We start from the raw sequence: 24194 nt of genomic DNA, 5'->3' as shown, positions 1-24194 counted from the left end.
TCGCCCATGCGGTCCAGACCCACCACGGCCCAGCCGCCCGGCTACCCCGCTTCGCCCGGCGGGTGCAGCGGGTTCCCCGCGGCAGCGCTCCACCCGGAACCCGTCCGGGCCGGTCTCCTCGACAACCTCACGCAACACTGCCGCCTCGGGCAGTTCCCCTCCTCGACCGTCCCGGCGGCAGCGGACGGCTGCCGGGCGCGCGGGGCGGCTACGGGCGGACGAAGACGGCCATCCGCGGGGCGGGGCGGAAGCCGTTCCTCTCGTAGAACTTCGCGGCGTCGCTGTCTCGTGCGGTCAGCAGGTACCAATGGCGGACGCCGGGCAGCCGGGCGCGCAGGGCGTCCAGCAGCGTGGTGCCGTGCCCCCGGCGCTGCTGTCCCGGGCGTACGCACAGCTCCTGCAGGAGGAAATGATCCTCGGGGCCGTTGCGCTCCAGGTGGCCCACGGCGAAACCGGCCAGGTCGCCGTCCGGAGTGGTCAGACCGGCGCCCTGCGCGCACGCGGGCAGGTGGTCCCGCGTGCGGGCGGTGATCATCGGCAGAGCTCGTCGAGGGCGGCGGCGAAGATCTCGTGGTGGCGGTTCACGTCGTCGAGGGTGGTGGCCGGGGACATCAGGGCCATGTTGTGGAACGGGGTCAGCATGATGCCCCGGTTGGCCAGGTAAACGTGCAGGAAGTCCTCCAGCTCGCCGTCGGCCGTGGCCGCCGACTCGGTGCCGTTCCGCGGGGCGGGATCGGCGAAGCGGTACTCGACGCGGGCGCCGAGCCGGCTGACCGACCACGGCAGCTGGTGGCCGTCGATGATTTTGCCGACGCCGTCGGCGAACGCTCCGGCGGTGGCGATCATGCCCTCGAACGCGGCCTCGGTCAGCACCGACGTCAGCGTGGCCCGGGTGGCGGCCATCGAGACCGGGTTGCCGGCCAGGGTGCCGCCGACGCCGCCCATGTCGACCAGGTCGAGGTCGGGCCGGGAGAGCAGGCCGTCGGCGAGCTCGGCCGACAAGCCGTACGCGCCGACGGGAATGCCGCCGCCGATCGCCTTGCCGATGGTCAGCACGTCGGGTTCGAGGCCCCACGCCGCGGTCGCGCCGCCCGGGCCGGCCGAGAACGTGTGGGTCTCGTCGTTGATCAGATACGTGCCGTAACGGCGGGTCAGCTCGCGGACGCCGGCCAGGTAGCCGGGCTGCGGGAGCACGATGCCGATGTTGGTGAGCGCCGGTTCCATGAGCACGGCCGCGACGTCGCCGTGCGCGAGCTGGCGCTCGAGGCCCGCGAGGTCGTTGAACTCGGCGACCCGGCTGGTCGTCGTGACATCGGTCGGCGCACCGACGTTGCCCTCGCGGCTCACCCCCTCGCCGGAGGGGCCGACCACGATCAGCGACTCGTCGACCGAGCCGTGGTAGCAGTAGCTGTTGACCAGGATCTTCGGCCGGCCGGAGACGGCGCGCAGCAGCCGGATGGCCCACCGGTTCGCGTCGGTCGCGGTCAGCGCGAAACTCCAGTACGGCACGCCGAAGCGCCGGGCCAGCTCGTCGCCGACCACCGACGCGTCCTCGGTCGGCAGCATCGTGCTGGCGCCGCCGAGCGTGGCCAGGCGGTCGGTGACGGCCTCGACGACCGGCGCCGGCGAGTGCCCGGCCATCGCGCCGGTGTCGCCGAGGCAGAAGTCGACGTAGTCGTTGCCGTCGAGGTCGGTGACGCGCGCGCCGCGGGCCGTCGCCACGTACACCGGGAAACCGCCGGCGGTCTTGTTCATCCACGTCATCGGCACCCGGCCGAACAGGTGCCCGGCGCGCCCGTGCGCCTCGGCCGACCGCCGGTTGCGCTCGGCGAACAGGGCCCGCTCACGGGCGGCGAGCGAGGCGAGACGAGAGCGATCAACTCCGGAATCCGTCGGCATGGCGCGACGCTACCAATGATCAGCTCACTGCGGGAGGGGCTACGCCACCGATTCCGTGCCGGTGAGGATCTGGCGGAGGATCACCGGGCCGGCCGGCGAATCAAGAGCGAGCACCACGCGTACGCGGGAAGAAGCCGCCGGATCCTCCCGCACCGCGCCTTCGAGGTCGACGCGCAGCGGCAGTTCCGGAGCATCCGCAGGAACGATCTCACCGACCGCGATCGCCGCCGCCAGCGGATCGTGCAGCGGGATCTCCCGGACGCCCAGGCCCGGCTCGTAGAAGTCGAAGTAGACCGGCAGCATGTCGGCGAGCGTCTCGTGCAGCGCCGTCCCCCCGGCCCGCAGCGCGGCCCGGTCGCCCTCGGTCCACCGGTGACGCATCGTCACGTCGAGCGGCACCAGCGTGACCGGCCACGGCGCGGCGATGACGTCGGCCGCCGCCTGCGGGTTCCCGCGGATGTTCGCCTCCGCGCGCGGCGTGACGTTGCCGGGAGCGCGCACCGCCCCGCCCATCACGGTCACGCTCGCCACCAGGCCCGGCAGCTCCGGGCACTCGCGCAACGCCCGGGCGATGTTGGTGCACGGCCCGGTGACGACCAGGTGCAGCTCGCCGGGGCTCGCCCGGGCAAGATCGATCACAAGCTCCCATGGCGTACGCGGGTCGGCCGCCCCGCCCGGCGGCAGCTCGACGCCCCCGACGCCGTTGCCGCCGTGCACGACCTCGGCGCCGCCGCGGTGATCCCCGTCGCCCACGCAGACCGGAATGTCCGTCCGGCCGGACATCGCGAGCAGGCCCAGCGTGTTGCGCGCGGCCTGCGGCGCCGACGTGTTGCCGCTGACCGTCCCGATCCCGGCGATCGTCACCGACCGGCAGGCCAGCAGGTAGGCGATCGCCAGGGCGTCGTCGACGCCGGTGTCGCAGTCGAGGTAGAGCTTCAGGACGCCGCCGCCTTCGTGCCGAACGCCGTGAAGAACCGATCGCGGAACGCGTTCATCGGCCACTCCGGCGTGTCTCCCTGGGGACGCAGCCCGTCGGCCCACCGCCAGTCGGTGATCCGCTCCAGCACCGACTTGTCCTTGGTCACGATCGAGATCGGGACGTCGTGGCTCGCGCCCGCGCCGGACGCGATCGGCGACGGCTGGTGGTCGCCGAGGAAGACCAGGACGAGGTTGTCGTCGCCGTACTTCAGCACCCAGTTGACCAGGGAAGTCACCGAGTAGACGATCGATTTCCCATATTCCGGGCGCACCTGCTTGGGGTCGGCCCACAGCGCCTTCGGCTTCTTGCCGTCGGCCACCATCGAGCGGTAGATCGAGCCGTCGCCGATCCGGTCCCAGTCGTCGAGGTAGTCGGGGATCGGCGCCCACGGGGTGTGGCTGGAGACCAGCGGCATCTCGACCATCAGCGACTTGCGCGGGGCCTTCTTGTACTCGACCGTGTTGAGCTGCTTGAGCGTGTACTGGTCGGGCATCGGCGCCCAGCTGAACTTCGGACCCTGGTAGCCGAGGTTCCGCGAGTCCCACACCTGGTCGTAGCCGTAGAAAGCGCCCTCGGGCCAGGCTCGGGTCGCACCCGGCATCACACTCACCGTACGGAAATCCTGGTTGTGGAAAGCCCGGGTGAGCGTGAGCCGGTCGCTGGAGACCAGGTTGCGGTAGCGCTGCTCGTTGTTGATCCACAGGCCCGACTCGAACGTCGAATGGGCCAGCCAGCTGCCGCCGCCGAAGGTGGGTGAGGTGAGCCAGCCGCTCCTCGCCTGGAACCCGGCCGCGCCGAGGCTGCCGGTGAGCCGGTCCAGCACCGGGTCGACCATCGGGGCGAGCGTGGGGTGCTCGATCGCGCTGCGGCCGTAGCTCTCCACGAACGTGAAGATCACGTCCTTGCCCTTGAGCGCCGTGAGCATCTGGCCGGCGGGCACGTTCGCGAACGCGTCCTGCTTGACCTCCTTGGCGAACTGGGCTTCGTCCTTGAGACCCGCCTGCGCCTGGTGGGCGCGATCCCAGGCGTACGTGGCGGTGCTGCGCGCGGCGATCGGAACGGTCCCGGTGAAGGAGAGCCCGAGTGCGAAGGTGGCCGCCCACGCGACCGCTGTGCCGCCCGCCGCGTACAGGGAACGCCTCTGATTTCTCCCGACCAGCTCGCCGATCCGCAGCACCGACCAGGTGGTCAGCGCCATGACCGCGCCGACCAGCAGGACGATGGCGGCGACCGCGCCGATCGCCGCGGCCCGGCCGTAGGAGTCGACGACGAAGCTGTACGCGTCGTCGAACAGCACCCAGTCCAGGACCGGGTCGAACGGGCGGTTCAGCTCCGAGAAGAAGCCCATGTCCAGGCACTTCTCGATGACCAGCCAGCCGAGCAGGACGCCCAGGACGACGCCGGCGATCCGGCGCGGGCGCCTCGGGAGCAGCATCAGCGCGATCAGGAAGGCGCCCTCGACGGGGATGCGCAGGAAACCGGCCGGGCTCAGCCGGGACACGATGTTCGGGAAGATCAGAGCGGCGAAGACGATGATGCCGGCCAGCGTGGTGAGGATCGCCGGCCTTTTGACGTGGAGCTGCACGGGTATGGACACGGATTACGGGGGTCCGGGGTTCAAGTTGTCCACAGGGTCAAAAGTCCCTTACACGCGCGCTACCTGGCGGGCTTAACTTCAAGGAGCCTTTTCGCCCGCACTTCGTTCGTCGAAGGGAAATCTGCTGTGAGTCCCGATCTCGCCCACACGCTGGCCGAGCCCGACCAGGCCGATCTCGATCGCCTCGACGCCTGGTGGCGGGCGGCGAACTACCTGACCATCGGCCAGATCTACCTGCGGGCCAACCCGCTGCTGCGCGAGCCGCTCGCCGCCGAGCACATCAAACCCCGGCTGCTGGGCCACTGGGGCACGAGTCCCGGGCTGTCGTTCATCTACGCGCACGTGTCCCGGCTGATCCGGCACACCGGGCAGGAGGCGATCTACCTGGCCGGTCCCGGCCACGGCGGCCCGGCCCTGGTCGCCGCCGGCTACCTCGAGGGGACGTATTCGGAGATCTATCCGAAGGTCACCCAGGACGAGCCCGGCATGAACCGGCTGTTCCGCCAGTTCTCCAGCCCCGGCGGCATTCCCAGCCACGTGTCGGTGACCACGCCCGGCTCGATCCACGAGGGCGGCGAGCTGGGCTACGTGCTGGTCCACGCGTTCGGCGCGGTGATGGACAACCCCGGCCTGCTCGCGATCGCCGTGGTCGGCGACGGCGAGGCCGAGACGGGCCCGCTCGAGGGCTCGTGGAAGGGCATCTCGTTCCTCAACCCGGCCCGCGACGGCGCCGTGCTGCCGATCCTGCACCTCAACGACGCGAAGATCTCGGGGCCGACCGTGCTCGGGCGCAAGGATCCGGCCGAGGTGCGGTCGCTCTTCGAGGGGCACGGCTACCAGGTCATCGAGGTCTCCGGCGAGGATCTGCCCGGCATGCACCACCGCTTCGCCGCCGCGCTCGCGTCGGCCTACCAGCGCATCGCCGACAAGAAGGCCGGGTCGGACGAACCGTGGCCGATGATCATTCTGCGGTCGCCGAAGGGGTGGACCGGGCCGCACGAGGTCGACGGCGTCCGGGTCGAGGGCACGTGGCGCGCGCACCAGGTGCCGCTGTCGGGCGTGCGCGACAACCCCGAGCACCTGGCGATGCTGGAGGAGTGGCTCAAGTCGTACCGGCCGGAGGAGCTCTTCGACGACTCCGGCGCGCCGATCGGCCTGATCCGCGAGCAGGCGCCCGAGGGCACGCTGCGGATGAGCGCCAGCCCGCACGCCAACGGCGGCCTGGTCACCGAGGAGCTGGCGCTGCCCGACTTCCGCGACTACCAGATCGAGGTCAAGGCGCCCGGCACCGAGCGGGCCGAGTCGACCCGCAAGCTCGGCGAGCTGATGCGCGACATCTACCGGTCCAGCCCCGACCGGTTCCGGCTGTTCTGCCCCGACGAGACCAACAGCAACCGCCTCGGCGCCGTCTTCGAGGCCTCCGACCGCGCGTTCATGGAGCCGGTCTTCCCCGACGACGTGAAGCTCGGCCCCGACGGCCGGGTCATGGAGGTGCTCTCCGAGCACAACTGCCACGGCTGGCTGGAGGGCTACACGCTCACCGGGCGGCACGGGTTGTTCGCGACCTACGAGGCGTTCGCCATGGTCAGCGCCTCGCAGACGGTGCAGCACGGCAAGTGGCTGCAGGAGGCCAAGCGGCTGCCGTGGCGGGCCGGCGTCCCCTCGCTGAACATCCTGCTGACCTCGACGGCGTGGCGCAACGACCACAACGGCTTCTCCCACCAGGGGCCCGGCCTCATCCAGGTGGTGCTCAACCAGCGCGGCGACGTGGCCCGCGTCTACCTCCCGCCGGACGCGAACTGCCTGCTCTCGGTGGCCGACCACTGCTTCCGGTCGAAGTCGTACGTCAACCTGATCGTCCAGGACAAGCAGCCGCAACTGCAGTACCTGACGATGGACGAGGCGGTCGACCACTGCGCCCGCGGCGCCGGCGTCTGGGAGTGGGCCGGCACCGACGACGGCACGACGGATCCCGACATCGTGCTGGCCTGCGCCGGCGACATCGTCACGATGGAGACCGTGGCGGCCGCCCAGATCCTCCGCGACCGCCTGCCCGGCTTCCGCACCCGCGTGGTCAACGTGGTCGACCTGATGACGCTGATCCGCCCCAAGGACCACCCGCACGGCATGAGCTCGACCCTGTTCACCGAGCTGTTCACCGACACGGTCGACGTCGTCTTCGCCTTCCACGGCTACCCCGGCGCGATCCACCAGCTGGTGCACGGCCGCCCCGACGCCGACCGCTTCCGGGTGCGGGGCTTCATCGAGCAGGGCACGACGACCACCCCGTTCGACATGACGGTCCGCAACAAGGCGTCCCGCTACCACCTGGTCATGGACGCCATCAACAACGCCCGCCGCCTCCCCCGCGGCGCCGCCGAGCTGAAGGCCTGGTGCGAGGCGCAGCTGGCCCGCCACGAGGAGTACGTGGTCGAGCATTTGGAGGACATGCCCGAGGTGCGCGACTGGTCGCTCCCCTCGTAGCCGGTCCGCGCGTCGCTGCCTGCTCCCGTCCCGGCGGGGTCGTCCGCACCGGGCGTCTCGCGGTCACGGGAGCAGGCCGCCGCGGACGGTCAGCTCCTGGCTGGTGAAGTCGCCGGTCAGCAGGGGCATCGCGCGGGCTATCGCGGCTCGCACGTCGGGGCGTTGCAGTGAAGCGTCGTGCTGCTCCTTGGACTGCCAGACCTCGCTGACCCAGATCGTCACGTCGTCGGTGTCGGCGACGCCCACCACGTACAGGTCGCATCCCAGCGCCCGGAGCGCGCCGGCGCCGCTCACCAGGAGATCCACCACCTCGTCGCGATGGCCTGGCTTCGTCTTCATCGAACCGAGGTATCCGTAGCGCACGGATCGCATGCTAGCCGCCCGCGCGTCGGGCTCGAGGCTCCGCTAGGCCTCCCAGGCGTCGAGGTGGCTCGCCGCGCGGAAGTGGGAGATCGAGGACCAGGCGTATTGCTGCCCGGCCGCGAACGAGCGCCGGCAGGCGGCCAGGCGGTCGGCGTCGCGGGCGGCCTTCGCCATGGCGGCACCGTCGACGCGGCCGGCCTGGGCGAGGCGGGCGAAGTACTCCCGTACGGTCGCGCAGAAGTAGAGATAGGTCGCCGCCTCCGCCGCTACGCCGGCGGGTGACGCCGCGAGCAGACCGCGGGCGGCCGCCCGCAGATCGTCCGGGATCTCGTCCGGGGCCAGCGCCTCGGCCGCGGCCGGCGGCCCGTCCCGCTGGGCGATCGGGCGGGCGGCCGCCAGCTTGCGCCGCACCTCCAGGCTCGTCAGCTCGGCGGCGATGGTCTCCAGGTCGTGCCGTCCGCTCCGCCGCGACAACCCGACCAAGTCCCGGGCGACCCGGATGAGGTCGCGCGGCAGGCCGCCGCACATGACGTGCACGAGCGCCATGAACTGCTCCGGCAGGCCGATCACGCGCCGTCGCAGCAGGCGGCGGGAGTCGGCGAACACGAGCGAGCGCACCTCGACGACGGTGTCGAAGGTCGAGTCGAACGCGTCCCGCAGCGGCAGCCCGCGCCGTTCGAAGGCGCTCATCGCGTCCTCCGACACGGCGATCAGGAAAAAGCATCCGCGGATGGCGAGAACGCCCTTGATGTCGTTCAGGAACGCCCGCGCGTCCTCGGTGGAGTCGAACTTGTCCAGCTCGTCGATGCCGATGCAGACCCGCCTGGTCGCCGCCACCCGGCCGAGGAACTCGCGGAGCAGGGCGACGATCTCGGGGTAGTTCAGCGGGCGTTCGGTCATGGTCGTCGACGACGAGGCGCCCAGCTCGAACCCGGCCGGCAGCTTGAACGCGCTGTTCCGGCCCCGGCCGATCGACTGCTGGAACGCCAGGACGGCCAGCAGGGCGCGGGCCCGGGCGGCCAGCGGATCGTCCGGCTCGGCCGGGCGCCGCGCCGGGATCCGCCGCAGGCCGATCACGACGGCGGCCACCGAGCCGGTGATCAGCAGGACGCCCGCCGACAGGGCGGGATCGACCTTCACACCGGCCAGGGCCGCGATCACGAGGTAGGCGCCGAGCAGCGAACCGGCCGTCCCGCCGAACAGCAGCGCCGGGACCAGCGGCCAGGAACCCCGTTCGGGCTCGGCGTCCTCGATCTCGTACCGCAGGCCGAGCCGATCGGCCGGTCCGAGAACCCCGTAGCAGACCGTCGCGAACAGGTGCAGCACGAACTCGCGGGCGTCGTAGCGCACCGGCGCCGGCAGCAGCACGCGAACGGCGGTGTCCCCGCGCGGGGCGAAGCCCGGATCGCAGAAGTGCTCGAGCAACGTGGTCTTCCCGGCGCCCCGCGAGCCGGAGATGCCGATGCTGCCGCCCGGCATCAGTTCCATGAGCCGCTCGACCGCGGGCGGCCCCTCCGACTCGACCACGTGCGACGGGTTGCGTATCTCGGCCAGGCCGTCCGCCCGCAGCTCGCCGACGACGGACTGGTAGCGCGCAAGCCGGTCGTTGATCTCGTCGCGGATGAGCGGCTTGAGTCCCCGGTCGCGGAGGGAGTCGCGCCAGTCCCGCTCGGCGCTGCGGCGGCTGGTGAGCAGTTCCTGGTGACGGGCGCCGGCCAGCATCACGCGCCCCCGCCGCCGGACCAGAAGCACCTGCGCGCGCAGGACGCCGGCCGCCACCAGAAGGGAGGCGGCCGCGACCAGGAGCACGATCCAGAGTGGATTCCCGAACGCCCAGACCAGGGTCGCGGCGCCGGCGACCACCCCGATGACGGCCGCTGCGGTGACGCGGGCCCACCTCCGGAAGGTGGCCACGGACGACTCGATGGCCCGCAGGTCGGCGGCGGCCTGGGCGTCGAGGTAGACGAGCCGCTGCTCCTCGGGGCCGCACGCGGCCAGGGCCTCACCGAAGCGCCGGATGACCGGCTCGCGCAACTCGGCCGCCTCGATCTCCGACTCCGCGGCGGCGAGCACGATCTCGGAGTCATGCTCCAGCAGGTCGTCGAGCATTCCGGTGAGGAGCGAGGCATGGTCGCTCATTCGAGCAATTCTAGGTCCGCCCGTACGCCGAGAAGCCGCACCGGGCGGTCCAGCTCGAACTTGCCGAGGACCGTCAGGGCCGTCCCGGCGACGACGTCGGGGTCGGTGGTCGGGCCGTCGCGCAGTTTCGCCTCGCGGGTGCGGGTGTAGAACGACGACGACCGCACCTTCACGCCGACCCGGATCACCCGGCGGCCCTCCGCCACCACCTCGGCGGTCAGGGCCCGGGCCAGCGTCACCACCTGCTCCTCGATGGCGGCGCGGTCGGTCAGGTCGTGGTCGAACGTGACCTCCTTGCTCCGCGAGCGGGCCACCCACGGCTCGGTCGCCAGCTCGGTGTCACCGCCGCCCCGGGCGATGATCAGGAGCCACGTCGCGGCTCGCGGCGGGAAGCGGGCGGCGAGCGTGGACAGGTCGGCGGCGGCGAGCTCGGCGATCGTCGTGAGGCCGAGCTCGTCGAGCTTGCGGACCGTCTTGGGCCCGACACCCCACAGGTCGCCGACCGGGTGGTCGCCCATCGTCGGCATCCAGGTCTCGCCGGTCAGCGTCGCGACGCCGTCGGGGGAACGCTTGGCGAACCGTGCCGCGATCTTCGCCTGGTTCTTGTTGCGGCCGATCCCGACGGCGCAGGTCAGCCCCGTCCGCTCGAGGACGGCCGCCTTGAGGTCGCGGGCGAGGCCCGAGGGGTCGTCGACGTCGCCGCCGACGAACGCCTCGTCGAGGCCCCACACTTCCACCCGTACCGGAAAATCGCGCAGGGTGGCCATCACCCCGGCCGACGCTTCCCGATAAGCCGGCATGTCCGACGGCAGGAAGACCGCGTCGGGGCACTTGCGGGCGGCCAGGCGCATCGGCATCCCGGAATGGACGCCGCACGCGCGCGCCTCGCGGGAGGCGGTCGCCACCACCGTCCGGGGCTTGGCCGGATCGCCGGTGCCGCCCACGATCACCGGCCGGCCGCGCAGCTCGGGGCGCCGCAGCACCTCGACCGAGGCGAAGAACTGGTCGAGGTCGACGTGCAGCAGCCAGACGCCGGTCACCCGATCATTGTGCCGCCAGGAGCGCGCTCAGGGCGGACGCCTGGGTTCGCCAGTCGCGGGCGTTCGGGTACCCGGCGGGACTCGTCCCGTTCCAGCGCTCGCCGAGGCGGTTGAGCGAGTCGCGGTCGGCGTTCCACACGCTGTCGGCCTGCGTTCGTGCGTACGTCCGATAGCTCGCCTGCCCGGTCAGATCGGCCAGGTCCATCAGGTAGCGCATGAAGACGCCCTTGAACTGCTTGCCGTTGTCGTCGCAGGTCCGGTCGGGGGCGTCGCACGACTCGGTGAGGATGCCGTTCTTCGACAACTGGGAGATCCCCGCGTCGGCGAGCCGTCTCGCGGTGGCCAGCACATTGATGTCACCCGTGGCGCGATAGACCTCGACGGCGGAACCAACAGCCAATCCTTGGTTGTACGTGTAGACGGTCCCGTTGTTGTTGGCGCAGCCGGCCGTGAGCCCGTCGTTGACCAGCCCGGCCGCGTTGATCATGCCGCTGCCGGTGAACCAGTTCCACCCGGTCACGGCCCGCCCGAGCCACGTCGTGTCGCCACCGATCCGGTTGTGCAGGCTCGCCGCCAGCCGCACGTACAGGCCGATCGTGACCGCGTTCTTGTACGTGCGCTCCCGGTTCCACCACACGCCGCCGTGACAGGTCGAGGTGTCCCAGTACCCGTTCACGTAGCCGGCGATGGTCACGGCCTCGTTCAGATACCGCGGGTCGCGCGTCAGGTCGTACGCCTGCACCCAGGCCAGCCCCCACCAGGCGGCGTCGTCGATCGCCCGGCTGATGAAGTCGCCCTCGATCGCGTCGCTGCTCTTCACCCCGGCCGGGAACGCGGCCTTGTTGACGGTGAAGGTGCGGTCGACGACCCACAGATAGTCGGTGCGGCCGGTGCGCTTCATCCAGTCCATCACCGTGGTGACGGCGACCGCCGAGTTCCACCAGCTCGACGGCCACCACGCGGTGTCCGGGTGGTAGGCCTGCATCAGCGCGTCGGCGGCCGCGGCGGCCCGGTCGTTCGCCGGTCGCGCCCAGGCGGTGCAGGCGCCGTTGTTGCCGGTGACGGCCCGGCCGCAGGCACGGACGGCGGCGCCGTAGAGGAGCGCCTTCACGTCGCGGGTGGCGACCATGACCGTACGGGTGCCGGTCGCGCCCGGCGGCGTGCCGACCCGGCCCAGCGAGGAGCCGCCGGGCCAGGAGCTGCCCTCGTCCCAGGACCGGTCCAGCCAGATCTCGTCGCCGGCCGCGCCGCCCGCGATCGTCGCCCAGGCCATGCCCCGGGTGTCCACGTGCAGCGCGATCGTGCGGCCGCTCAGCGTGGCCGCTCCGACCGGTTGCCGATCGCCGGCCGCCGTCGATGGGTCGGCGCCGTCGCAGGCGATGTCGCAGGCCTGGAGACGGACCCAGTCGGTGCACTGCACGCCGTTCGCGTCGCCGCAGGCGCGGACCATGCCGCGCCGGTGGCCGGACGGGTCGGCGAGGTTGTACATGAGCGTGCGGGTGCCGGTCCACGTGCCCGGGATCGAGGCCTTGCCGAGCAGGCCGTCCCAGGTGCCGCCGCCGTCCCAGGTGCGGTCCAGCCACACCGCGTCGCCACTCGTGCCGTTGTCGATGCTGCCCCAGGCCATCGCGTCGGCGTCGGACAGGTGCAACGAGATCCGCCGGCCGTTCTGCGTGCGGTCGGCGACCGGGAACGTGTCCTGCCTGCTCAGCGACGGGTCGCGGGTGTCGCAGTAGACCGAGCAGACGGTGGTGGCGGCGCCCGCCGCGACCGGCGCGACGAGCAGGGCGGCGACCACGGCGAGGATGACGACGGCGGCGCGCTTCATTCCCGCATGATGAGCTTCATCGATGCTTTTCGATAGAGGTTGTCAACGTTGTTGCCCGTTCACCCCAGCCGGACGCTCGTCCGTCACGGCAGCAACAGGCGGCGGCCGGCAGGGCGAGGCCGGCGCCGCGGCGGTTTCGGCGAGATTCACGACATATATTCGCCGCGTGCTTGCCCAGGAACGCCTGATCGCCGCCGTCACAAAACGCTGCCGCGCCGACGACCGGCTCGTCGCCGCGCTCACCTACGGCTCGTTCGTCAGCGGGGAGGCCGACGCGCACAGCGACATCGAGTTCTGGCTGTTCTTCGCGGCCCCGCCGGACGCCCGCGCCTGGCTCGACGGCGTCGGCCCGGCCCGGCACGTGGTCGTCAACGAGTTCGGCGCCCACGTCGCGTTCTTCCCGGGCCTCATCCGCGGCGAGTTCCACTTCGCCACCGCGGGCGACATCGACGCGGTACGCGAGTGGCCGGCCCGCGGCGGCCCGGCCGACCGGATGATCGTCGTCGACCGCACCGGGGCTCTGCGCCGCGCCCTCGACGCGCTGCCCGCCGCGCCCGCCCTCCCCGACGATGCCGGCGAGCTGTGCGGCCGCTTCGCGAACTGGCTGGTGCTGGCCCATCACGTGGCCGCGCGGGGCGAGCTGCTGCGCGCGATCGACGCCCTGGCCCACGCGCGGCGGCACCTGCTGTGGATGGCGCGGCTGGCCGAGCGCCGGACGCGGCATTGGCTGACCCCGTCGCGCAACGCCGAGAACGATCTGCCGCCGGAGGTCGTGCGGGCCCTGCACGAGACGACGGCCACCGCCGATCCGGAGTCGCTGCGCCGGGCCATCGCCGCCGCCTGGGCCTGCGGCCGCCGGTACTGGCCGGAGGTGGCCGCCCCCCGGTGCCGGACGCCCTGTTCGCCGAGCTCGATGCGGCGCTCTACCGGTAGGCGTCGGCCTGGATCGTGTACAGGTCGGCATACGTGCCGCCGAGGGCCATCAGATCCTCGTGGGTGCCGAACTCCGCGATCCGGTTGCCCTGGATGACCACGATCAGGTCGGCCATGCGTACGGTCGAGAAGCGGTGCGAGACCAGGAGGGTGACCCGCCCGTCGCGCCGTTCCGCGCGGCTCTGCTCGGCGTATCGCTCGAAGAGCGCGTGCTCGGTCTCGGCGTCCAGCGCCGCCGTCGGCTCGTCGAGGATGGTCAGCAGCGGGTCCTCGCGCATGAAGCCGCGGGCCAGCGCGACCCGCTGCCACTGGCCGAAGGAGAGCTCGGCGCCGCCCGGCCAGGCCGCGCCGAGCTGGGTGTCGTAGCCGTCGGGCAGCCGGTCGACCACGTCGGACGCGCCCGCCCGGGCGACCGCGCCGGCCACGTGCTCGGGCGCGTCGGCGTGCGGCAGGTCGCCGAGCCCGATGCTGCGCCGGGCCGCGAACTCGAACTGGGCGAAGTCCTGGAACGATCCGGCGAGCCTGCCGCGCCACCGTTCGGGGTCGAGGTGTGCCAGATCGGCGCCATCGATCGAGATCTCGCCGCTCGTCGGCGCGTACAGGCCGCACAGCAGCTTGACCAGGGTGCTCTTGCCGGCGCCGTTCTCGCCGACGACGGCCACCACCGAGTCGGCCGGGATGCGCAGCGAGACGTCCCGCAGCACCCACCGATCGGTGCCGGGATAGCGGAAGCTCACGTCGCGGAAGGCGATCCCCGACCGGAGCCGGGCCGGCGGCGGCAGCGACGCCTCCCGCCGGTGCGACGCCGCGTAGTCCTCGAGCCAGGCCAGCCGCCGCGACGCGTCCAGCCACAGCCGCACGAAGTCGGCCTCCCCCGCCGTCATCGCCACGTACTGCCCGAGCCGCGCCCCCGCCGTCACCACCAGCACCGTCGAGGCCGCCGACGCGTGCAGCCCGAGCATCGTCCAGGCCAGCGCCCCCGCGTACCCCGCCGCGAACAGCCCCCACGCGCCGGCCTGCCACCACCCCGACGCCCACTGCGCCCGGGACATGATCGAGTACCACCGGCCCCAGGCCTCGCGCCAGGCCGTCACGATCTGCCGCTCGTTGCCGGTGACCCGCAGTTCCTTGGCCGGGCCGGCCGAGGTGCCGAGCGCGAACAGATGCCGCTGGAGCCGGGTGGACGGCGCCGACAGCTCCTCGGCGCGGCGCACCGCCCCCGACCGCCACGCCGACACGACGATCGTCGGCGCCGCGGCCAGCACGAGCAGCACCATCCACGGGCTCACCGTCGCCAGCACCGCGACGGTCAGGCCCAGGCAGGCCAGCGCGCTGAGGGTCGAGAACAGCGACTGGTAGAGGTGGTCGAGCTGGAATGTGGCCTCCCGCAGCACGGCCAGCCGGTCGAGGTGCTCCGGGCGCTCGTGGTGCTCGATCGTGTCCACGGTGGCCTGCATGCGCGCGACGTGCGTCTCCAGGGCGACCGCGATCCGCATCCGGAACTTGCGGGACACCCGGGCCGAGACCAGCCGCAGCAGCCAGGTCGCCACGCACGAGGCGGCGATGCCGGCCGCGCCGAGCCAGACCAGCGCGCGGTCGTGCCGGGAGACTCCGTCGACCAGGTATTTCATCCAGAGCGCGAGCAGGGCGCCGGGTGCGGTGCCGATCAGGGTGACGAGCAGCGCGAGCAGGGCCAGGCGCGGCTCGGCGTCGTACGCCCGGCGCAGCGTGCGCCACAGCGTCGGCAGCGTGCGCGGCTCGCCCGGCTCATGTCCCCGCTTGCCGGGCTCATCTCTCCGCTTGCCGGGCGCGGTCACGACGCGTCCTCGAACCGGGCGGCCTGCAGCGAGTACATCGTGTGGTAGCGGCCGCTGCGCGCCATCAGCTCGTCGTGCGAGCCCAGCTCGATGACTTTTCCGTGCTCGAGCACGCAGATGAGGTCGGCCTGCCGCACGGTGGAGAATCGGTGCGAGATCAGGATCGTGGTGCGCCCCCGGGTGGCCTCCAGCAGCCGGCGGAAGATCTCGGCCTCGCCGCGAATGTCCAGCTGGGCGGTGGGTTCATCGAGCAGGACGATCCCGGCGCCGGTACGCACGGAGCACATCGCACGCGCCAGGGCGACCCGTTGCCACTGCCCGCCGGACAGGTCGGTCCCGCCGGCGTAGGACTTCGACAGCACCGTCGACAACTCCGACAGCCCGGCCGCGCCGGCCTGCTCCAGGGCCCACTCGACGTCGGCGTCGGTGGCGCCGGCCGGTGCGACGTTGTCGCGCAGGGTCCACTCGTACCGGATGAAGTCCTGAAAGACCGCCGTGATCCGCCGCCGCCACTCCCCCAGGTCGAGCTCGCGCAGATCGACGCCGTCGACCAGGATCGCCCCGCCGGTCGGGTCGTAGAGCCGGCAGAGCAGCTTGGCCAGGGTCGTCTTGCCGGCGCCGTTCCGCCCCACGATCGCCAGCGACGCCCCCGCCGGGATGCGCAGGTCGAGCCCGTCGAAGACCGGTTCCCCGCCGCGATAGGCGAAGCTGACGTCCCGCAGCCGGATCTCCTCGCGCGGCCTCTCGCCCACCTCGGACCGGCCGGTCGCCAGCCGCCCGAACGCCGGCATCGCGGCGCTCAGCGCATCGACCACCGGCCCGGGCCGGGCGGCGGTGTGGAACCACCAGTCGAAGTCGGCCACCCCGAGGACCGCGGTCCCGATGCCCGCCCCGGCGAAGACGACCAGCGCCCCGAGGCCGACCCGCCCGCCCACCGCGTCCGCGGCCAGGACTCCGAAGACGAGCCCGTTGCCGGCTGCCACCACGACCAGCGCCCACACCAGCGACCGCTGCCGCAGCCGCAGCGCCTCCAGCGACAGGTCGAGCAGGCTGCGCCGCCCCGACCCGAACCGGTCCACCACCCACCCGGCCAGCCCGAACAGCCGCACCTCCTTGGCCGCCGGCGCGGCCACCGCCATCCGGTACGCGTACTCGGCGCGCCGTTGCAGCGCCACCACCTCGTCGCTGCGCCAGTCCCGCCAGATCGTGCTCTCGCGCAGCAGCCGGTGCGTGGCCAGCCAGCAGACGATCAGCACCGGCGCCGCCCACCACCGGTACCAGAACAGGATCGCCGCCGACGCCAGGCCGCCGCACAGCTCGACCAGCCCGTTGGCCACGAACGGCATGCACACCGAGATCGGCGGCCCGGTGATGCCGAGATCGAAGTCGCGCGCCAGGCTGAAGTCGCCGGCCAGCGAGGGCTCCTCGAGATGCGCCATCCCGTCCGCCGCCGTGGCCGCGGTCAGCAGCCGCTCGTGCAGATCACCGGCCACCCGGGCGCCGAGGTTGGTGCTGACCGCGTCGTGGATCGGGCTGAGCACCTGGGTGAGGACGAACATCGCCGCCACCGCGACCAGCGGCCACCCGAGCGGGCCCGCCCGGTCGACGGCCCCGATCAGCACGCCGGTGGCCACCACGAGCCCGGCCGGCAGCAGCGCCCGCACGACGGTCAGCGCCCACCAGGCCGCCGCCAGCCCCCGGTGGGCACGCGGCAGCGTCGTGAAGAGCATCCGCCATTCCGCTGTCTGCCAGGGCATGGGCCGGTTGTATCACCGGCGGCACGCGGCGCGCTGCCCCGGGCTTCATCCTGTGGACATGCCGCATCACATCCTCACCGGAACCCCCGGCTCCGGGAAGACGGCCGTCCTGCGCCAGCTGGAGCTGAACGGCCACCCCGTCGTCGAGGAGGCCGCCACCGCCGTGATCGCCCTCCGGCACGCGCTCGGCGTTTCCGAGCCGTGGCGGGACCCGGCCTTCACCGACCGGATCGTGGCCCTCCAGCGACGCCGCCAGCTGGCCGCCGACCGGTTCCGGCCCGGGGCCGTCTACTTCGACCGCTCCCCCGTGTGCACGCTGGCGCTGAGCCGCCACCTCGGCCGCCCGCCGTCCCGCCTCCTGCTCGAGGAGGTCGAGCGGCTGGTGGCGTCGCGGACGTACGCGGAGACCGTGTTCTTCATCGAGAACCAGGGCTTCGTCGAGCCGACCGCCGCCCGGCGCATCACCTTCGAGGACTCGCTGGCGTTCGAGGCCGTGCACGAGCAGACCTACCGCGAGCTGGGTTTCACCCTCGTGAAGGTGCCGCCCGCGCCGCTGCCGGACCGGGTCGCGATCGTCGAGGCCGGTCCTCAGTAGCGCCAGAACGCGTCGGGCAGGGCGGCCACCTCGGCCCCGGAACGTTCCAGGTCGGCGGCCCACGGCAGCATGCGCTCGAAGGTGGGCTGGCCGCCCGCGGCCAGCTCGCGGATCACCGCGACGTTGCGCTCGACCCGACCGGCGATGGCGTCGCGGATCGCGGTGCGGTCGCCCGCGTAGCCGTACGCGTCGAGCAGCAGATGAAAACGCCGGTGGCGGTCGTCCGGGTCCGGGAAACCGGCCGGCACGGCGATCGAAGCGGTCAGCAGCGGCACCCAGGTCAGCGCCGAGAACGCCAGGTCCTCCTCGGGCCGTGACGGGCTCGCCGTGTCCCAGTCGACGAAGCCGACCAGGTCGCCGCCGGACCACACCGCGTTCCACGGCGCCGCGTCGAGATGACTTATCACCAGGCCCGGCTGCCAGGGCCGGCCGGTGAACCAGACGGCGTCGCCGGGCGGCCGGTAGGAGGCGGTCGCCTCGTGCAGCCGCCGCAGCCACGCCCCGACCTGCCGCAGCGCCTCGTCCGAGCGGACCCACGCGGGCCACGGCGACGGCTCGCCCAGCGTCTCGCCGGGCAGGAACGTCAGCCGCTCGCGCCCCTGGTCGTCGAAGCCGAGCGGACGCGGCGCCCCCGCGAAGCCCGCGTCCGCCAGATGCCGCAGCACCGTGTGGACGGTCGCCGTCCACGGCTGCGCGGGGCGCCGGACCTCGTCGCCGGTGCGCACGGCCCCGAAACTGCGGCCGCCGTCCAGCTTTTCTTCGGTCATCGTGTGGTTCTACCGCCCGCGGCCGGGCGACGGCGACCGAATATTCAGGGGTTGGTGGGCGGGTCGACCGTGCTGATCGCGACCGTCGTGCCGGACGGGACGGTCGTGCCGGGGGCCACCGCCTGGCGTGTCACCAGGGACGAGTCCGGGGCGTCCTCGGGAACCAGCAGGGTCACGTTGTTGCGGCTCGCCGTCTCGCGGGCCTCGCCCAGCGTCTGGTTGCGCAGCTCGGGGACCGTCTGCTGGTTCTGGCGCTCGGCCTCCTCCAGCAGCTCCCGCACCCGGATGCTGGTCCACAGGTAGTCCAGGATGAAGCCGGCCAGGACGCCGACGATGAGCACCGAGATGCCGACCGCGCCGGAATAGGCGGCGCCGCCCAGCGGCGCGTGCAGGGCGTGGCCCAGCGACCGCAGGCCGGGCACGACCTTGCCCAGGTTGACCAGGCCGAGGCCGATGACGATGGTGGTCAGCCAGTCGGAGACCTTGATGAGGTTGGAGTTGGTCAGGTAGAACGTCGACGCGCTCGACCCCTCGGTGGCCGTCGAGTCGGCGACCCGGGCGCGCGGGAGGCCGAAGAGGAAGCCCAGCACCGTGCCGACCGCGGCGGCCGCCACGAACAGCACGAACGCCGTCACGCCCGCGCCGCCGTCGTTCGTGGTGACGGTCAGGAAGATCGACACGGCGATCATGCCGAGCAGCATGACGACGGCGATGGCCAGGACGCCGCGCTGGATCTTGTCACCGGCCTTGCGGGGTATGCGGCGCGACGGGGAGAACCAGTCTCGGATGCCCATGCGCCGCAGGGTAGAGGCTATGCGCCGCGCTGGTCCAGCAGGATCGGCCGCAGGGACTCCAGCACGGCCGGATCGTCGATGGTGGACGGTGGCTGCTCGTCCCGGCCGTCGGCGATGCCGCGCATGGTGCGCCGCAGGATCTTGCCGGACCGGGTCTTGGGCAGGGCCGCCACCACGTCGACCCGGCGCAGCGACGCGACCGGGCCGATCTGGGCGCGGACCATCGCGACCAGCTCCTGCTCGAGGCCGATCGGGTCGGCGTCCACGCCCGACTTGAGGACCACGAAACCGCGCGGCAGCTGGCCCTTGAGCGGGTCGGCCACCCCGATCACCGCGCACTCGGCGACCGCCGGATGGCCGGCCAGGACCTCCTCCATGGCGCCGGTGGACAGGCGGTGGCCGGCCACGTTGATGACGTCGTCGGTGCGGCCCATCACGTACAGGTAGCCGTCGTCGTCGAATCGGCCGCCGTCGCCGGTGAGATAGGCGCCGGGGAACGCCGACAGGTAGGAGCGGACGAACCGCTCGTCGTCGCCCCACAGCGTCGGCAGGCAGCCGGGCGGCAGCGGCAGCTGGATGACGATCGAGCCGTCCGAACCCCCGGGCACGTCGGAGCCGTCGGGCGCGACCACCCGGACGCGGTAGCCGGGGACCGGGACCGAGGGCGTGCCGGGCTTGGTGGGCAGCGTCTCGATGCCGCGCGGGCTCGACACGATCGGCCAGCCCGTCTCGGTCTGCCACCAGTTGTCGATCACCGGCACGTTCAGGAGCTCGCCCGCCCAGGCGTACGTCTGCGGATCGAGTCTTTCTCCCGCCAGGAAGAGCGTGCGCAGTGAGCTGAGGTCCCGCCCGCGCATGAGCAGGCCGGCCGGGTCCTCCTTCTTGACCGCGCGGATGGCGGTGGGGGCCGTGAACATGGTGGTGACCCGGTGATCGTCGACGACCCGCCAGAACGCGCCGGCGTCCGGGGTGCCGACCGGCTTCCCCTCGTAGAGGACCGTCGTCGCGCCGGTGAGCAGCGGCGCGTACACGATGTAGGAATGCCCCACCACCCAGCCGACGTCGGAGGCCGCCCAGAAGACCTCGCCGGGCGCGGTGTCGAAGATCGCCCGCATCGACCAGCGCAGGGCGACCGCGTGCCCGCCGTTGTCGCGGACCACGCCCTTCGGCTTACCGGTGGTGCCGGAGGTGTAGAGGATGTAGAGCGGGTCGGTCGCCGCCACCGGCACGCACGCGGCCGGTGACGCGCCCTCGATCGCCTCGGTCCACGCCAGGTCGCGCCCGGCCCGCAGCTCGCCGGGATGCTGCGGGCGCCGGAGCACGACGCAGTGCCGCGGCTGGTGCTCGGCGGCGGCGAGGGCGGCGTCCAGCATCGGCAGGTAGGGCACGACCCGGCCGGCCTCGACCCCGCAGGAGGCGGCCACCACGACCACCGGGCGGGCGTCGTCGATCCGGGCCGCCAGCTCCTTCGCGCCGAACCCGCCGAACACCACCGAGTGCACCGCGCCGAGGCGGGCGCAGGCCAGCATCGCCACGACCGTCTCCGGCACCATGGCCATGTAGATCACCACACGGTCGCCCTTGCCGACGCCCAGCCGGCGCAGCGCGCCCGCGAAGACCGCGACCTCGTCGCGCAGGTCCCGGTAGGTGTACGTCCGGCCGCCGCCGGTGACCGGGCTGTCGTACACCAGCGCCGGCTGCTCGCCGAGGCCGGCCTCCACGTGCCGGTCGAGCGCGTTGAAGCAGGTGTTCAGCTCGGCGCCGGGGAACCAGCGGTAGAACGGCGGGTTGTCGTCGTCGAGGACCCGGCCGGGCGGCGTCACCCAGTCGACCAGGGTGGCCGCGTCCCGCCAGAAGCCCTCGGGATCGGCGAGGCTCCGCTCGTACTGCCGCTGATATTCGCCCATGGTTGCCAGTCAGCACCCTTTCCGGGGCCGCGTCCAGTCGGGTGCGCCGAGCGGCGCGGCGTTTGCGCCGAACCGGGCACCGATGTCCCCTGATCTCCGTACGCTGACCGTATGGGTCTGTTCGGTAATCGGGCCGCCGTGCGGCCCGAGGCGCGGGCGCGCAACCCCCGCGACATCGAGGCGCTGGAGGAGTTCGTCGCCAACCTCGAGAGTGCCACGGACGAGGCGAGCACCTGGCGCATCCTCGCGTCGACGTACGTCGAGTTCTACGACATGGAGTACGGCGCGGTCTGGTGCGTCGAGGGCGGGCTCCCCCGCCTCGAGTTCGAGGTCGGCCGCATCCAGTCGGCGCTCGGTGGCACCGGTGGCCAGCCCGGCCTGGTGAACAACGCGATCCGCAGCCGCGAGGCGGTCTACGCCGACGACTCCCAGCGCGACGCCGACTCCCGCCTGGCCGCGGCGTTCCGGGCCGGGGCGCGGGCCGCGGTCGCCTTGCCGGTCGTCGAGCACGGCCGGGTCACCGCGGTGCTGGAGATGTACGGCAGCACCGAGGTCGCCGTGGACAGCGCTCTGATCTCCAAGTGGGGCGCGATCATGCGGGTCGCCGAGCAGGCCCGGCAGGGCGCCCTCGGCGCGTTCATCACCCGGCAGCTCGCCGACGACCGGCTGGCCGTCACCAACGTGGTCGGCGCCCTCGGGCACACCAACGACTCGTCGGTGGCCATCCGCTCGGCCCTCGACGCGGTCCGCACCGCGTTCGGCTGGGCCTACGGCTCCTACTGGCAGGTCGACGACGAGGAGAACGTCCTCAAGTTCCAGGTCGAGTCGGGGTCGGCGGGCGACGAGTTCCGCAAGGTCACCCTGGCCGCGACGTTCGCCGAGGGGGTCGGGCTCTCCGGGCGCGCCTGGCGGCAGCGCGACCTGGTCTTCGTGCGCAACATCGGAGAGCTGACCGATTGCGTACGGGCGCCGGCCGCCACCCGCGCCGGGGTGCGCTCGGGCGTCTGTTTCCCGATCATCACCGGCGACCGGATCGTCGGCACCATGGACTTCTTCACGACCGATTTCATCGAGCTCAGCGAGTCGCGGGCGTCGTCGCTGCGGAACGTGCAGCAGCTCGTCTCGCAGCGACTGGACATCGTCCGCAACGCCGAGCTGTCGGCGCAGAACGCGCGGCTCCTGCTCGACACCGTGGACCGGCTGCGGACGGCCACCAACGACGCCACCCGGGTCGCCGACGAGGCGGTCGGCCGGGCGTCGGACATGACCGGCGACGTGACCGCGCTCGGCGAGGCGTCGAACTCGATCGGCGACGTGATCAAGGTGATCACCTCGATCGCGGACCAGACCAACCTGCTGGCTCTCAACGCGACCATCGAGGCGGCCCGGGCGGGCGAGATCGGCAAGGGCTTCGCCGTGGTCGCCGGGGAGGTCAAGGAGCTGGCCCGGGAGACCGCCGAGGCGACCAAGCGGGTGAGCGAGCAGATCGCCGCGCTCCAGGCGAGCGCGGAGTCCGTCGCCTCCGGGATCCGGACCACCAGCGACACGATCGGGCAGATGGACGCCGTACAGGCCAGGATCTCCGAAGTGCTGGAGGAGCAGGCCACGATGGCCCACGCTTTCGAGCGCTGAAAAAGGGGGGTCGCCGCTTTCGCGGCGACCCCCCTTCAAAACCTCAGTACCGGAAGCGCGAGACCAGTGTCTGGAGCTGGCTCGAGGTCACCGCGAGCTCGTCCGCCGCCTGGCGGGTCTCGCCGACCGCGCCCGACGTGCGCCGGGTCGCGTCCGAGACGGTCCCGATCGTCTGGGCGATGTTGCCGGCGCCGGCCGCGGCCTCCGACAGCGTCCGGTTCATCTCCTGCGTGGTCGCCGTCTGCTCCTCCACCGCGGACGCGATGGCCAGCTGGATGCCGTTGATCCGCTCGATGATCGCCGAGATCTCGCCGATCGCGCTGACCGCGCCGTCGGTGTCGGCCTGGATCGCCGTGACCCGCCGGGAGATGTCCTCGGTCGCCTTCGCGGTCTCCTGGGCCAGGTCCTTGACCTCGCCCGCGACGACCGCGAAGCCCTTGCCCGACTCGCCGGCCCGGGCCGCCTCGATGGTGGCGTTCAGGGCCAGCAGGTTGGTCTGCTCGGCGATCGCGGTGATCGTCTTGACCACCGACGCGATCTCGCTCGACGACTCGCCGAGCCGGGCCACGATCGCGTTGGTCTGCGACGCCACCTCGACCGCCTGCACCGCGACCTCGGACGCCTCGGTGGTCGAGACGCTGATGTCGCGGATCGCCGAGCCCATCTCCTCCGAGCCGGCGCTGACCACCTGGAGGTTGTTCGAGACCACGTCGGCGGCCGCGGCGACCGAGCCGGCCTGGGCCGAGGCCTCGGACGCGGCCGCGTCGACCTCGCCGGAGACCGCGGTGAGCTGGCTGGCGGCCGAGTTCAGCGTGCTGGCGTTGCCGGCCAGCTGCACCAGGTCCTCGCGCAGGCGGGTGATGCCCTTGTCCAGCGACGCCGCCATCCGGCCGAGCTCGTCCTGGGTCTCGATTCCCGACGTGCGGGTCAGGTCGCCGTCGGCCAGGCCGTCGGCCAGGTGCGAGACGCTCTGGACGGCGCCGCGCACGCGGCCGGCCACCCGGAAGCCGATGCTCAGGCTGAGCAGGACGCCGAGCGCCAGCAGCCCGGTCACGACCCAGGTCGCGTTGCGGGTGGCGTGCTGCGCGGCGGTGACGCTCGCGTTCGACAGCGCCTGTGCCCGGTCCTGGAGCACGGTCTCGTCGGCGACGACGGCGCCGTAGATCTCGTTGTACTGCTGGACGAGCTTGTCGAAGTCGGCCTTGGTCGTCAGCTTGGAGTGGTCGGTGTTGTTGAAGTCCAGGTACGCCTGCCAGTCCGTCTTCGCCTTCGCGACCGCGGCGGCGCCGGCCGGGTCGGCGGCCAGGTCCTTCTCGAGGCTGGTCAGCGAGGAGTCGATCGCCGCCTTGGTCACCTCGAGGCCCTGCTTGATCGTGTCGGCCAGGCTCGGGTACAGCTGCAGGGCCGATACGCTGCCGCCGTACGACTCGACGTTCTTGGCGAACGCGGCCGCCGCGGACTCCACCGCGATCGTCTTGCGCTGCGCCGCCGCCGCGTCGGAGTTCTGCCCACGCAACGTCACGATCGCGACGCCGCCCACGATCAGGCCACTGACCGTGGCGGTCAGGACGGCCGCGCCTATCTTGGTCCGTAGCGACCGGTTGTCGAACGCTTTCGCCAGTCCCATCCCCGCGCCTCTCTGTCGCATCTCGCAATGGACCGA

At 72.4% G+C, this 24194-nt stretch carries 18 protein-coding genes; 4 read left to right on the top strand and 14 right to left on the bottom strand.

Annotated features, from left to right (window positions below; genetic code table 11):
* Positions 1-208: 208 nt before the first annotated feature.
* Genes ACZ6TB_RS17945 through ACZ6TB_RS17930 form a run of 4 tightly spaced genes read right to left on the bottom strand, consistent with a single transcriptional unit; the run spans position 209 to position 4475 of the window.
* Complete coding sequence (locus tag ACZ6TB_RS17945; protein WP_465555620.1) at positions 209-535, bottom strand: GNAT family N-acetyltransferase; 327 nt, start codon at positions 533-535, stop codon at positions 209-211.
* On the bottom strand, positions 532-1899 hold the full coding sequence (locus ACZ6TB_RS17940) for a transaminase (RefSeq protein WP_465555619.1): 1368 nt from the start codon (positions 1897-1899) through the stop codon (positions 532-534). The genes ACZ6TB_RS17945 and ACZ6TB_RS17940 overlap by 4 nt, the downstream gene beginning before the upstream one ends.
* 39 nt (positions 1900-1938) lie before the next feature.
* Positions 1939-2901 (bottom strand): nucleoside hydrolase, encoded by a 963-nt coding sequence (locus ACZ6TB_RS17935; protein WP_465555618.1) that lies wholly within the window; start codon positions 2899-2901, stop codon positions 1939-1941.
* Positions 2835-4475 carry an alkaline phosphatase family protein gene (locus ACZ6TB_RS17930; protein WP_465555617.1) on the bottom strand — a complete coding sequence of 547 codons (1641 nt, stop codon included), beginning with the start codon at positions 4473-4475 and terminating at the stop codon, positions 2835-2837. Before ACZ6TB_RS17930 ends, ACZ6TB_RS17935 begins: the two co-directional genes overlap by 67 nt.
* Positions 4476-4601: 126 nt before the next feature.
* Between ACZ6TB_RS17930 and ACZ6TB_RS17925 the strand changes: the two genes are divergently transcribed.
* Positions 4602-6959: a phosphoketolase family protein gene (locus tag ACZ6TB_RS17925; protein WP_465555616.1), complete on the top strand. Its 2358-nt coding sequence runs from the start codon at positions 4602-4604 to the stop codon at positions 6957-6959.
* Between the two features lie 63 nt (positions 6960-7022).
* On the opposite strand, the gene ACZ6TB_RS17920 is transcribed toward ACZ6TB_RS17925, so the two are convergent.
* The 4 genes from ACZ6TB_RS17920 to ACZ6TB_RS17905 all read right to left on the bottom strand — a co-directional run bounded on the left by ACZ6TB_RS17920 (position 7023) and on the right by ACZ6TB_RS17905 (position 12329).
* Entirely contained in the window at positions 7023-7298 is a 276-nt protein-coding gene (locus ACZ6TB_RS17920) for a putative quinol monooxygenase (protein WP_465555615.1), read from the bottom strand.
* A gap of 66 nt (positions 7299-7364) precedes the next feature.
* Complete coding sequence (locus tag ACZ6TB_RS17915) at positions 7365-9461, bottom strand: hypothetical protein (protein ID WP_465555614.1); 2097 nt, start codon at positions 9459-9461, stop codon at positions 7365-7367.
* Positions 9458-10501 (bottom strand): DNA polymerase IV, encoded by a 1044-nt coding sequence (locus ACZ6TB_RS17910; RefSeq protein WP_465555613.1) that lies wholly within the window; start codon positions 10499-10501, stop codon positions 9458-9460. The genes ACZ6TB_RS17915 and ACZ6TB_RS17910 overlap by 4 nt, the downstream gene beginning before the upstream one ends.
* 4 nt (positions 10502-10505) lie before the next feature.
* The gene (locus tag ACZ6TB_RS17905; RefSeq protein ID WP_465555612.1) at positions 10506-12329 is read right to left on the bottom strand and encodes a glycoside hydrolase family 76 protein; all 1824 of its coding nucleotides are present in this window, start codon (positions 12327-12329) and stop codon (positions 10506-10508) included.
* Between the two features lie 166 nt (positions 12330-12495).
* Between ACZ6TB_RS17905 and ACZ6TB_RS17900 the strand changes: the two genes are divergently transcribed.
* Entirely contained in the window at positions 12496-13359 is an 864-nt protein-coding gene (locus ACZ6TB_RS17900; protein WP_465555611.1) for a hypothetical protein, read from the top strand.
* Here the strand turns inward: ACZ6TB_RS17900 and ACZ6TB_RS17895 are convergent.
* The gene (locus ACZ6TB_RS17895) at positions 13253-15079 is read right to left on the bottom strand and encodes an ABC transporter ATP-binding protein (RefSeq protein WP_465555610.1); all 1827 of its coding nucleotides are present in this window, start codon (positions 15077-15079) and stop codon (positions 13253-13255) included. The two genes, ACZ6TB_RS17900 and ACZ6TB_RS17895, sit on opposite strands and share 107 nt — an antisense overlap.
* Entirely contained in the window at positions 15076-16836 is a 1761-nt protein-coding gene (locus tag ACZ6TB_RS17890) for an ABC transporter ATP-binding protein (RefSeq protein WP_465555609.1), read from the bottom strand. Before ACZ6TB_RS17890 ends, ACZ6TB_RS17895 begins: the two co-directional genes overlap by 4 nt.
* 58 nt (positions 16837-16894) lie before the next feature.
* Here ACZ6TB_RS17890 and ACZ6TB_RS17885 point away from each other — a divergent pair, with 58 nt between their 5' ends.
* Positions 16895-17431 (top strand): AAA family ATPase, encoded by a 537-nt coding sequence (locus ACZ6TB_RS17885; RefSeq protein ID WP_465555608.1) that lies wholly within the window; start codon positions 16895-16897, stop codon positions 17429-17431.
* On the opposite strand, the gene ACZ6TB_RS17880 is transcribed toward ACZ6TB_RS17885, so the two are convergent.
* From ACZ6TB_RS17880 to ACZ6TB_RS17870, 3 genes are read right to left on the bottom strand one after another with little or no spacing between them, the layout of a single operon-like run.
* Entirely contained in the window at positions 17425-18198 is a 774-nt protein-coding gene (locus ACZ6TB_RS17880) for a phosphotransferase (protein ID WP_465555607.1), read from the bottom strand. The two genes, ACZ6TB_RS17885 and ACZ6TB_RS17880, sit on opposite strands and share 7 nt — an antisense overlap.
* 44 nt (positions 18199-18242) lie before the next feature.
* A complete protein-coding gene (locus tag ACZ6TB_RS17875) occupies positions 18243-18992 on the bottom strand; it encodes a PASTA domain-containing protein (RefSeq protein ID WP_465555606.1) in 750 nt (249 codons plus the stop codon).
* Between the two features lie 17 nt (positions 18993-19009).
* Positions 19010-20899 (bottom strand): propionyl-CoA synthetase, encoded by a 1890-nt coding sequence (locus ACZ6TB_RS17870; protein ID WP_465555605.1) that lies wholly within the window; start codon positions 20897-20899, stop codon positions 19010-19012.
* A gap of 111 nt (positions 20900-21010) precedes the next feature.
* Here ACZ6TB_RS17870 and ACZ6TB_RS17865 point away from each other — a divergent pair, with 111 nt between their 5' ends.
* A complete protein-coding gene (locus ACZ6TB_RS17865; protein ID WP_465555604.1) occupies positions 21011-22531 on the top strand; it encodes a methyl-accepting chemotaxis protein in 1521 nt (506 codons plus the stop codon).
* A gap of 43 nt (positions 22532-22574) precedes the next feature.
* On the opposite strand, the gene ACZ6TB_RS17860 is transcribed toward ACZ6TB_RS17865, so the two are convergent.
* A complete protein-coding gene (locus ACZ6TB_RS17860) occupies positions 22575-24158 on the bottom strand; it encodes a methyl-accepting chemotaxis protein (RefSeq protein ID WP_465555603.1) in 1584 nt (527 codons plus the stop codon).
* Positions 24159-24194: the final 36 nt, after the last annotated feature.

This window comes from Actinoplanes sp. NPDC051537 (genome assembly GCF_055586105.1).
Note: the sequence above shows the minus strand (reverse complement) of the source record. Positions and strands in the feature narration are given on the sequence as shown.

Excerpts from the sequence above, each read along its gene's own strand:
- ACZ6TB_RS17865 (WP_465555604.1), top strand. The coding sequence starts at position 21,011 with ATGGGTCTGTTCGGTAATCGGGCCGCCGTGCGGCCCGAGGCGCGGGCG.
- ACZ6TB_RS17870 (WP_465555605.1), bottom strand. The coding sequence starts at position 20,899 with ATGGGCGAATATCAGCGGCAGTACGAGCGGAGCCTCGCCGATCCCGAG.
- ACZ6TB_RS17890 (WP_465555609.1), bottom strand. The coding sequence starts at position 16,836 with ATGCCCTGGCAGACAGCGGAATGGCGGATGCTCTTCACGACGCTGCCG.
- ACZ6TB_RS17880 (WP_465555607.1), bottom strand. The coding sequence starts at position 18,198 with ATGACCGAAGAAAAGCTGGACGGCGGCCGCAGTTTCGGGGCCGTGCGC.
- ACZ6TB_RS17875 (WP_465555606.1), bottom strand. The coding sequence starts at position 18,992 with ATGGGCATCCGAGACTGGTTCTCCCCGTCGCGCCGCATACCCCGCAAG.
- ACZ6TB_RS17860 (WP_465555603.1), bottom strand. The coding sequence starts at position 24,158 with ATGGGACTGGCGAAAGCGTTCGACAACCGGTCGCTACGGACCAAGATA.
- ACZ6TB_RS17915 (WP_465555614.1), bottom strand. The coding sequence starts at position 9,461 with ATGAGCGACCATGCCTCGCTCCTCACCGGAATGCTCGACGACCTGCTG.
- ACZ6TB_RS17945 (WP_465555620.1), bottom strand. The coding sequence starts at position 535 with ATGATCACCGCCCGCACGCGGGACCACCTGCCCGCGTGCGCGCAGGGC.
- ACZ6TB_RS17905 (WP_465555612.1), bottom strand. The coding sequence starts at position 12,329 with ATGAAGCGCGCCGCCGTCGTCATCCTCGCCGTGGTCGCCGCCCTGCTC.
- ACZ6TB_RS17885 (WP_465555608.1), top strand. The coding sequence starts at position 16,895 with ATGCCGCATCACATCCTCACCGGAACCCCCGGCTCCGGGAAGACGGCC.
- ACZ6TB_RS17920 (WP_465555615.1), bottom strand. The coding sequence starts at position 7,298 with ATGAAGACGAAGCCAGGCCATCGCGACGAGGTGGTGGATCTCCTGGTG.
- ACZ6TB_RS17940 (WP_465555619.1), bottom strand. The coding sequence starts at position 1,899 with ATGCCGACGGATTCCGGAGTTGATCGCTCTCGTCTCGCCTCGCTCGCC.